Source organism: Alcanivorax sp. HI0083 (assembly GCF_001635175.1).
Map to the genome: position 1 here is coordinate 1 of NZ_LWFX01000154.1, position 8,106 is coordinate 8,106.

8 protein-coding genes are annotated in these 8,106 nt (G+C 42.3%); all 8 read left to right on the forward strand.

Annotation, left to right across the window (positions count from 1 at the left end; genetic code table 11):
- The coding region (locus tag A3754_RS01660; RefSeq protein WP_156496678.1) for a phospholipid carrier-dependent glycosyltransferase at positions 1-1,366 on the forward strand (1,366 nt) is incomplete at its 5' end.
- A gap of 46 nt (positions 1,367-1,412) precedes the next feature.
- Complete coding sequence (locus A3754_RS01665; RefSeq protein WP_063518683.1) at positions 1,413-2,858, forward strand: aspartyl/asparaginyl beta-hydroxylase domain-containing protein; 1,446 nt, start codon at positions 1,413-1,415, stop codon at positions 2,856-2,858.
- Positions 2,859-2,886: 28 nt separating this feature from the next.
- Complete coding sequence (locus A3754_RS01670) at positions 2,887-3,903, forward strand: sulfotransferase (RefSeq protein WP_197477283.1); 1,017 nt, start codon at positions 2,887-2,889, stop codon at positions 3,901-3,903.
- 83 nt (positions 3,904-3,986) lie between these two features.
- Entirely contained in the window at positions 3,987-4,895 is a 909-nt protein-coding gene (locus tag A3754_RS01675; protein ID WP_082872253.1) for a glycosyltransferase, read from the forward strand.
- Between the two features lie 36 nt (positions 4,896-4,931).
- Positions 4,932-5,963: a radical SAM protein gene (locus A3754_RS01680; protein WP_255363099.1), complete on the forward strand. Its 1,032-nt coding sequence runs from the start codon at positions 4,932-4,934 to the stop codon at positions 5,961-5,963.
- Positions 5,941-7,059: a radical SAM protein gene (locus tag A3754_RS01685; RefSeq protein WP_063518687.1), complete on the forward strand. Its 1,119-nt coding sequence runs from the start codon at positions 5,941-5,943 to the stop codon at positions 7,057-7,059. Before A3754_RS01680 ends, A3754_RS01685 begins: the two co-directional genes overlap by 23 nt.
- A gap of 9 nt (positions 7,060-7,068) precedes the next feature.
- The gene (locus A3754_RS01690; RefSeq protein WP_156496679.1) at positions 7,069-7,896 is read left to right on the forward strand and encodes a hypothetical protein; all 828 of its coding nucleotides are present in this window, start codon (positions 7,069-7,071) and stop codon (positions 7,894-7,896) included.
- Between the two features lie 5 nt (positions 7,897-7,901).
- A partial coding sequence (locus A3754_RS28390) for a hypothetical protein (protein WP_231880438.1) occupies positions 7,902-8,106 on the forward strand: 205 nt, incomplete at its 3' end.

Sequence of the window (8,106 nt, forward strand, 5' to 3'; positions counted from 1 at the left end):
TGCGGTATTTTTTGATGGTGTCTTGACCACTATTAGTAATGAAAGTCTTTATTATTCTCGCGCTCTGAAGTCGTTTCCGCTTGTTTTATCTGTTTTTCTGGTTTATTTCACTTGCCTGAAGCTGGATGTTAAAAGGGTATGGGCGTTTCTTTCAGCTGGAATGCTGGCGTTTTTTCCTCTTTATGTTTTTGTTTCATTGAGTTTCTACGGTGAGTCTTGGCTGGTATTTTTTATTTGCCTTGCACTGTTTTTGTTAGCGGATAAAAAAATGCGTGCCGCTGCCTTGGTTATTGGCTTAATGCCATTGATAAGGGGGGAAAGTATAGGCTTTGTTGCTTCGTTTTCTCTGTTTGCATTACTGCAACGCGACAGAAAGCTATTGTTTTGGGCGTTGGCGCCTGGCTCTATTTACTTTTGCCTGATCACTACTATCGGCCCTGGCTTGCAAAACTTTCTAGGCTGGAGGCTCAATGTTGCAGATGTTTTTGAAGCCGTAGGAATTTGGTACGGAGGAGAGATCGAGCGAGTTTTCGACGTTCTATATTTGCCTTGGTTACTGATTGCTGTTCCCGCACTCTTTCTAAAAGAAGCCCGACCAATTTGGCCGTGTGCCATTGGGGCCTTTTACATTGTTGCAAGGCTTTTAATCGCTGTGGAACTGGATCGAAGCAGTCTCGAGCCTCGTTTTTTCTTGGGTGTAATACCAGTCCTTGTGGTAGGTCTTGCGTTAGGGCTGAATAAACTGAATTCTTTTTGCGGCAGCGGCCAAAAAGCTATTTGTTGCCGGGTTATGTCAGTGGGTTTTATGGGGCTGCTGTTGTTTTTGCATGTGTCGTCTGTTCATGTCGCTAATGAGTTAATTGACTATGTCGCCAGAAATGGGGAGCTTCCCCCTTCCGTTGCAGATGCTCCGCTGGAGATGGGGACATACTTCAAAAAAGCTGACTCTGAAACGGTAGCGGGATACAGAGAATACGCGGAAATTGCAATGCAGATGCTAGAGAGAAATCCTGCCGTCACCACCCTCATGGTCAGTGAGTCGAGCGTATTGTATTTTCTAGACCCTAAACGAATACCAAGGCATGTAAAGGTTGTCTTCGCTTTGTTTGGTTGGCCCACACTGCGGCCGGTAATGGAAGGGGATGTCACAACAGGGTACTTCCCCCATCCGCCTTTTTCGGCCTATTTCGCTTTGGGTTTGCCTAAAGAAGGAGAGTCGCTACTGTTGTATCTTGACGATATGAAAGTTGAGAAATATCCATATCACTGGATAGTAAAGGGCAATAGTATTTATCTTTTTTCGGCTAAAGAAATTGAAGATGCTCGAATTAAGAAGATGTCAAAAGATGACTACTTGCTTCGATAGACTATTCGATAAGTGACTTGTAGGCGCTTAACCGACAAGGTGAGCTATGGCTGTAGAAGTGGTTAAAGAGGAAAAAACGCTTCCGGAAAACTATAAGGAAATGTTTCTGTTCCTTTTTGGTGGGAGCGGTATTTGGGCTGTTATTAGTGTTGCTGTAGTTGTTTTTATATTTAAAGCTACTCTGGGGTATTGGACTTATCTTGATCCGATTGTTCTGTCTCTTCTTTTCACCTTCCGCGGTATTATAGAATGGGCGGTGCATTACTGGCTATATCATGCCAAGCCTTTGCCGCTAGTAAGATTTAGATTAAAAACCAAAGCATTTTTTCAGCATTTGGAACATCATGAGGGCCCGGAAGATCTCTCGCGTATTTTGGTTACTTATAGAGGAGTGCTTTATCCGGCTTTTTTTGTATTTTTATTTTCCTGGTTGGCTTTTGACAATCTAAACCTCTCGGTGTCTATTGTTTTCTGGCTTCTTTTTATAGGTTTTATAAATGAAGTTATACATCTGATTTGTCATTGTGAGATTCCACATCATAGCGGTTTTATAAAAAAAATTGTTTGGCTGCATCGCCGGCACCACCATTATGATAGTAATAATTATTATGGTTTAAGCTCTTCACTGGGAGATAAAATCTTTGGGACGCTCCTTTCTGACGCGCCTGAAAATAAAAACATAGCTGGTAAAGAAAAGCTGTGGTTTGCAGCTATAGAAAAGGAAGAGTACAAGGGTGAGATGTCATCTTTCTTTGATATCGCTGACGTGCCCATTATTGAAGAATTGGAAACCCAGGCGGGCGAGATTAAGAATGAAATTTTGGCTTTTATTTCTAGAAAGCAGAAAGCATTCACCCCCTATTTTGGTCAGTTGGTTAAAAATTCTCCCGAAAAATGGATTACGCATCCACTTCGGACTTGGGGCCTTGATTACCATGTCGCACAGAATGACTTTCCCGTAACGCGTGAAACAATTAAAAAGATACCTGGCGTAGTATCGGTATCTTTTAATATTTTGTGCGCTGGTGGAGAAATTCCTGAGCATTTTGGCGACACCAATGCTACTAACAGGGTGCACCTTGGCTTAGTTATACCTGCGGGCTTGCCCGTTTCTGGAATTAAAGTTGGTGAAAAGGCCGTTGCTTGGGAAGAAGGCAAGGCCACTATTTTCTGTGATGCGCATCGTCACAAGGCCTGGAATCATTCTGGAGAAGACAGGTTGATTCTCCTTATGGATGTAATTAGGCCAGAATTCATGCCAGATAAACGTAAAGTGTGCTCCATAATTATCACATCCTTTATCTTTCAGTTACTGATAATTAAAGCACCAATTTTGCAAAGGCGTGTTGTTGATAATTCCAGCGTAGTTCTAGAGGTTTTTGCTCCAATCGTTAGTCTATTGATCCCGGTATACAATATGGCAAGTTATCTTGTGTCACGTATTGTAAGAGCGAGATTGAGATTGATGGGGTGGCTCAGTGAAATACGATGATGCTATTGACTTAGCGGAGTGTCTACCCATGTTCTTTATCACCTGTAGGCCTCGAAGTGGATCGACTTGGCTAAGAACTATGTTCGATGCCCACCCATCTATTGTTATTCCTCCTGAATGCCAGTTCATCATAAACCTAAAGAAGAAGTACTTAGGGTTAGACCTCTGGACAGCAAAAACGGTCTCGTCATTTATTGCTGACCTTAAAAAACAGGGTTTGATTGAAAGCTGGAAGATCGACTGGAGCAAGCTTCGAGATACTCTTCTGTCTAACGTTTATCGGGTCGATTATGCCCTGGCCTGTAAGCTCGTGTACCTTTATTCTTTCTCCTGCTTTGAGAAAGGAAATCCACTAGCAATTGGTGACAAGAATCCGGGGTATTCATTTTATTCTAAAGAACTGCAAGAAATATTCCCTGAAGCAAAGTTTATTTATCTGTGCAGGGATTATAGAGAGAATCATATTTCCATTGTCAGGGCCGGATTTGAAATGTCGATAATTGCTGCGACCTGCAGGAAGTGGGTCGGCTATTACGAGCTAATGAAAAATGGCTGTGAAAATGGAAACCTTATTGTCTGTCGATATGAAAATCTGGCTCTGTCACCTGAAAATGAATTAAAAAAATTGCTTGGTTTTATTGGGGTTCCATATTCCCCCACCATGCTAGACTATGCTGACTATGCAGAAGATGTAAAGAGAGAGTATTTTACCAACTCCTATGCATGGAAGCTTCACAAAAATATTCTTCTTCCTCCTATTAGCAATAAGCCAATGGAATGGGGGGCACATTTGACTCGTGAGGAAATAGCAATTGCCGACTATGTCGTAGGGAAAACAGGCGAAGAACTAGGTTACAAAAAAGTATACGGTCGCCCTAATGTCCGAGTCAGAGCTGCTGCTATATTTGGAGTTGGTCTAGCCAAGGCGAACTTTTTTGCCCGCATTTTTTTAGATGCGTTGCCTTCAGATGCTCGCTCTTTTGTTGATTTTAGACTGCGACTCTATATTGAAAAGCTAATGCGCGTCTTCGATTTAAGAAGGTGAAGCCGGAGGCCGGAATCAATCAATATGGATTTTATTTTTTGCCGTTAAGTGTGTCATGTTGCAGCATAACTTATGTGAGTGCCATGAGAGAAAGACAGCAATGCCTAAATATAGAAAGGATTTCGGTTGTTGTACCGGTTTATAATGATGCTCAAGCAATCAAGGAGCTGCTTGGCCGTCTTTTTTCTGTATCAATGCCATATGAATTAGAAATTGAAGTGGTTATTGTTGATGATGGGTCCGACGATAACGTTTGGCTCGATTTGAAACAATTGAAAGGGGAGATGCCAAGTAAAAGATTGAAACTTATTCGTCTAGCTTCCAATCATGGGCAGGGTTTGGCAACCCTGTGTGGCATTGCGAATAGTCGTGGCGATTTTGTTATTACTATGGACTCTGATTTGCAGCACCCGCCTGAAGAAATTCCTGTTCTGGTTAAGCACTTAAAAGAAGGCGGGTTTGACTTGGTTTATGGTACAGGTACGAATGGACATCAATTTATGAAACGAATTGCTCGGCGGATATTGAGAATTCCTGGCGCACTTATGGGGGTGCTATATTACCAGTCCACTTCATTCAGAATGATGACCAGGCCCCTTGGCCTTCAGCTGGTTAACTCTATAACGTCGAGAATCCTGACTATCGATGATCTTTTTCCCGGGATGGTGAAAAAAGTTGGTTTTGTTTCTGTCCGCCACGAAAAGAGAAAGCACGGAGATTCTTCTTATTCTTATTTGGATGTGGCACTGTCTCTTCTTGAGGCATGGTATCTTTCAAAACGTCAGAAAGAGGTAGCCGTTAAAACAGGATTAGCCCTTTTGTTATTATCAATGATAAGTTCTCATTATGCGGTGGAACTTGTTGGAGTGAGTATAGCCCCAATTCTTTTTTTTACCGCAATCGTGATTATGGCTTGTGGCTATATGGTTGATATGAGACGCAGAGAAGCCACTCTCGATAACCAGATCAGTATTCTTGAAGTGGTGAGTTAAATGTCGGAGCCTGGATCAAAGACTAGAATTATTCAGATGCACCCTGAGAATGAGACGTCACAGTATTTAACGGGCGGACGAGCTCCTGTCCCTACAAACCTTTTCTTTTTGATAACTTCTGAGTGCAACCTTAGCTGTAAGCACTGTCATATGTGGCTAAACAAAGACAGCCCCCATTCTTTAACCTTGGCAGAGAAAATAAAAGTTGTCGAGGGTTTTGCCAAGCTCAATCCCCATGGGAATGTTGTGCTTTCCGGTGGGGAAGTAATGTTAAAAATCGAGGATTTCTTTGCTCTAACGAAGTCAGCGAAAAGCCTTGGTCTGAATGTTATAGCTGTTTCAAATTCTTCATTGATAGCCCCTTCACTGTATAAGAGATTCGTTGTTGAGGGTCCCGATATTTTGTATATCTCTTTAGATAGCCATGTCGATACCATTCATGACTATATAAGAGGCACCCCAGGCGCTTGGAATAAGGTGGTCAGGGTAATCAAAGGTTTGGTTGAAAAAAAGAAAGAATCTGGCTCATCTAACTTCAAAATATTTACCAGCACGGTTCTCTTCGAGGAGAATATTTATACGCTGGAAAATATGTTGGCATTTATAAAATCCTTAGGGGTAGACGGTGCGTCAGTTCAGGTTCTTTCAAGGACCGTGATGAACAAGTCACCCTCAGGTGCTGACCCCTTTTTTGACAAGAGTTTTTTTAAGGATAGGGAACTCGCTTCGAGAGTTCTTGACGAAGTGATTTCGGGGTTTTCTGACGATGGTTTTCTGGTTAACCTCGGCGAATATGAATGGATGAAGGAGTATATACTGAAGGGGCCCGATTACGAAACTAGCGATCAAGTTTGTGGATCTGCAGAGAAGAACATTTTTGTTGATCATGATGGTCGATATTCACTCTGCGCTAATATGGATGCTGTTGAAGGTGTAGGGAAGATAGGGACAGTAAGGGATATTAGTGTTGAAAGGTTCTGGTTCTCGGTACAGGCGGAAAGAGCCAGAGGGTTAATGAATCAGTGCAGGAAACATTGTGGAATGTATGCCTGCCATAGAAAAGACTAATGCCACTATGGAGCGTATTAAGATTCAAAGCATTAATGAAACCGTCGAGAGTGACGCAGCTGATCACATTCAGGCACTGAGTCCTCCCGACTACCTGTTTTTGCTAGTGACTTCTGAATGCAATCTCCACTGCAAGCACTGCCATATGTGGATGAACCAAGACAGCCCTAATGGCCTGACATTACCTGAAAAGCTTGATGTGGTGCGTCAGTTTCAAAGGCTAAACCCTTCGGGTGGTGTTGTCCTTTGTGGTGGAGAGTTAATGCTGAAAGAGGAGGAGTTTTTCTCACTGACTGCACTATGCCGGGAACTCGGGTTGAACACGGCCGCTTTTACTAATGGTTCACTGGTGGAAGAGTCCCACTATCATCGTCTCTTGCTAGAGGGGCCAGACCAACTGTTTTTTTCACTTGACAGCCACTTGCCAGTAGTACACGACTATATACGAGGTACTGAAGGTTCTTGTGAGCATATCCTGAAGGTTCTTACCGATCTTTCTTCACTCAAAAAGAAAGCTTACCCTGACTCAAAGGTCAGGATCTATACGAACTGCACACTTTTTGAAAGAAATCTGTATGGTATTCATGAGTTTATCGAGCATGTGAAAGGGCTGGGCATTGATGGTGTGCGCTTTGAATGCCTGCATGAAACTGTGGATAAGCGTTCAAAGGAAGGTGAAGATCCTTTCTTGCGTAGAGGATTCTTTTCAGATCAGAATGCGGCCGCAATGATGTTTGATGAAATTATTGCTAGGTACAGAAAAGATGACTTTGTTGTTGTTCCAGAAGGTGACTGGTTATGGATGCGCTTCTATGTTGCCAATCATGGTACGACAAACACATACCCTGTTTGTGCCGCGTTTGAGAAGATCATTTTTATTGAACAGTCTGGTGAACTTTTGCTTTGCCCCTATATGCATACGCTGAAGCAAGTCGGGTATCTGGGTAATTGCCGGACCACTGGACTAACTGATTTCTGGTTTTCAGCGTCTGCTGAGAATGCAAGAAAATATATGCGCTCCTGCAATAAGGAGTGCGGTATGATTTCTGGTTTTAGGAATTCAGAGCTTGTAGCCCCATTAGTGCTTACCAAGTAATTTATAAGTATGGCAATGTTAGATGATTTTTTAAAAATTATTAACAATGAATCAGTCGTTCGGTATCTGAAATTGAGTGTTCAGACGCTTTATCAGAAAGATTATCCTTTCTGCAGCTATTTGGCAGTTAATTATGCCGGGTCAAAACTAATTAACGCCAAGTTTTATGTGACTGCTTTTAAAAAAGTTGATTTTTCCCTTGTGAAAGAATTCTTTCCTTTCTCTGAAGAGGTTAGTAATGCCTACGAAAAATATGAAGAGGGAAAGGTTTATAATCCCGCAAATATGGGGGTTGTCTTTGTATTCAAAATGAGCCCCTCCGGGCGGCAGCTTTATACCTATGGGCAGCGCGTAAAAGAAGATATCAATCCACCTATTGACCAGCCCGGATTGGTCACGGAGCCTAAACAGTTTGATGATTATTTTGCCCATGAAGTAGGGGCAAGTCACGCTTATGGGAAAAACTATTATATCATCATGAATAGGATGAATATCAAAACCATGCTTTGCCGAGCTTCACTGGAGCTTGATGATTCAGATGTGGATTTGATTGAATATTCTACATTTGAAGGTAAGCAGAAAATTTTGGCGGCGATAAGTTCTGTGGCTAAAACAGAAAACTATCTAAGGAGGACGGGGGGGGGAGAATTTCTTGCATTACACGACTTCATTCGGGATAAATTTGGTTTTATTCCAGTGTCGCCAGGAAAATATTTGAATAGCCCGGTGAGAACTATTCACTATTTCTCCCCTGGTGAACCTGTCTATTTTCGGGACTCTTTGGCATTAATGACAATGCTCTCTCGGATTGAACAGGGGGAGGTGCTCTCTTGCTGAATTCTGTGAATGATAAGTTCTTTGCTAGATCACAAGAAATTCTTTCATTTCTTGATCCCCTGGATATTACTGAGTTATCTACATTTGAGCAGCTGCCCGAAGTGATCAGATGTTTCCCCGCTCATACTTTGTTGACTCGAGATTTCTTTGAGGAGATGTTGTCTTCACATCAGATTAGGGGGGCGATTGGTGGCGAAGGAAATTGGGTGC

What these genes read in the sequence shown, in the direction of transcription:
- A3754_RS01665 (WP_063518683.1), top strand. Translation starts at nt 1,413, where the DNA reads ATGGCTGTAGAAGTGGTTAAAGAGGAAAAAACGCTTCCGGAAAACTAT.
- A3754_RS01670 (WP_197477283.1), top strand. Translation starts at nt 2,887, where the DNA reads ATGTTCTTTATCACCTGTAGGCCTCGAAGTGGATCGACTTGGCTAAGA.
- A3754_RS01675 (WP_082872253.1), top strand. Translation starts at nt 3,987, where the DNA reads ATGAGAGAAAGACAGCAATGCCTAAATATAGAAAGGATTTCGGTTGTT.
- A3754_RS01680 (WP_255363099.1), top strand. Translation starts at nt 4,932, where the DNA reads ATGCACCCTGAGAATGAGACGTCACAGTATTTAACGGGCGGACGAGCT.
- A3754_RS01685 (WP_063518687.1), top strand. Translation starts at nt 5,941, where the DNA reads ATGCCTGCCATAGAAAAGACTAATGCCACTATGGAGCGTATTAAGATT.
- A3754_RS01690 (WP_156496679.1), top strand. Translation starts at nt 7,069, where the DNA reads ATGGCAATGTTAGATGATTTTTTAAAAATTATTAACAATGAATCAGTC.